This is a genomic window from Parasphingorhabdus sp., from assembly GCF_049667325.1.
In the GTDB taxonomy this organism is placed as follows: Bacteria; Pseudomonadota; Alphaproteobacteria; order Sphingomonadales; family Sphingomonadaceae; genus Parasphingorhabdus.
The window spans coordinates 1-1838 of record NZ_JBATHY010000191.1 but is presented as its reverse complement, the minus strand read 5'-3'; the positions used below and the strand labels follow the sequence as shown (position 1 = coordinate 1838).

Annotated in this window: 2 protein-coding genes; one reads left to right on the top strand and one right to left on the bottom strand. The window is 56.4% G+C overall.

Annotated features, from left to right (window positions below; all coding sequences use genetic code 11):
- Positions 1–8 precede the first annotated feature (8 nt).
- Positions 9–992: a threonine ammonia-lyase gene (locus WBM93_RS08740; RefSeq protein ID WP_424430988.1), complete on the bottom strand. Its 984-nt coding sequence runs from the start codon at positions 990–992 to the stop codon at positions 9–11.
- A 53-nt stretch (positions 993–1045) separates the two neighbouring features.
- Between WBM93_RS08740 and WBM93_RS08735 the strand changes: the two genes are divergently transcribed.
- Positions 1046–1838 (top strand): saccharopine dehydrogenase NADP-binding domain-containing protein (locus WBM93_RS08735; protein WP_424430985.1); only part of this gene is annotated, 793 nt, incomplete at its 3' end.

The window sequence follows — 1838 nt, the reverse complement described above, 5'->3', positions numbered from 1 at the left end:
ATCAGGCTCTAACCACCCGTGATGATTTTCGCATATAGTTGATTGTCGACATTCCCGCCGGACAGCGTGATTGCGGTGCGATCCGTTGCCTTCACCTTGCCAGCCAGTAATGCTGCAAGCGCGACTGCACCGCCTGGTTCGACAACCAGATGCAGTTTCTCGAACGCAACGCGCATGGCGTGATGCACTTCATCGGCGGAAACGGCCACGCCTGTGGCCCCACGATCCCGCAATATATCAAACGTAATAGACGAAACCCTGAGCGTTTGCAGCGCGTCACAGTCGGTTGCCGGTGGATCCTTTCCAACCGGCACGATAGTTCCAACTTCCAGCGACCGCGTCATATCGTCCCAGCCTTCCGGTTCGACCACCACGATTTTTGCCTCCGGATTTGCGAGAGCGGAACCGCTGGCGAGCCCGCCGCCACCGCAACAGGCGACAATCTGATCTGGTGCCGACCCGGTTCGGGCGAGCATCTGTTCTCGTATCTCCAGTCCGCAACTGCCCTGCCCTTCAACAATCCATGGATCATCAAAGCTGGGAACCACGACGGCTCCGGTTGCCCGCGATATATCGGCAGCCATCTGTTCACGAGAGCCATTCAGACGGTCGTAGGTGATGATTTCGGCGCCAAGCGCCCTGGTGTTGTCCAGCTTCGCCCTTGGAGCATCCTCGGGCATGATGATCGTCGCTGGCACACCAAGCCTGCGTGCGGCCCAGGCCACACCCTGCGCATGATTGCCGCTGGAAAATGCAACAACACCGTGTTTTTTCTGATTGTCGGTGAGGTCGGTCAAACGGTGCCATCCACCCCGAATCTTGAACGCGCCAATGGGTTGCAGGCATTCCGCTTTGCACCAGATGGTTTTACCGTCGATTTCCAGTGGCAACAGTGGCGTAGCGGGCAGGATCATTGCGATCTTCCCGGCTGCTCTTTCGACCCCTGCGAGGGTTGGTTTCCGTTCAGGGTCCATCAGGTATTGCTCTGTCATAGTCTCTTCCTATATGCGGGGCTTACATTTCTCCAGCATTTAGAGTGGAATTCATGGGCAAAATTTTGGTGATTGGCGCAGGCGGCGTCAGTTCGGTGGCGGTGCATAAAATGGCACAGCTGATAGCGACGGGCAGCGGACCTTTTACCGAGATATTATTGGCCAGTCGGACTTTGTCCAAATGTAAAGCCATCGCAGACTCGGTCAAACAGCGCACGGGAGTGAAAATCTCGACAAGGCAAATTGACGCCGATGACGTGCCGGCGCTTACCGTGCTGATCGAAAGGGAGATGCCCGTGTTGGTGGTCAACCTTGCCTTGCCCTACCAGGATCTTCCGATCATGGACGCCTGCCTCGCAACCGGAACCGATTATCTGGACACCGCCAATTACGAGCCACGCGACGAGGCTAAATTCGAGTATAAATGGCAGTGGGACTATCACGAGCGGTTCAGGGATGCGGGGATCATGGCGCTGCTCGGTTCCGGCTTTGACCCCGGCGTGACCAGCGTGTTCACCTGTTGGCTGAAGAAACATCATTTCGACACGATCGACACGCTCGATATTCTCGATTGCAACGGCGGCGATCACGGCCAGCATTTCGCCACCAATTTCAATCCCGAGATCAATATCAGGGAAGTCACCGCCAATTCGCGGCACTGGGAGAATGGCGCCTGGGTCGAGGGGCCGCCCTTGACCCACAAGCAGGAATTCGACTTTGAGGCGGTCGGCCCGAAGAATATGTACCAGATGTATCACGAGGAGATTGAATCGCTCAAAACCCATCTCCCCGAAATCCAGCGTATCCGATTCTGGATGACCTTCGGCGATGCCTATCTCACCCATC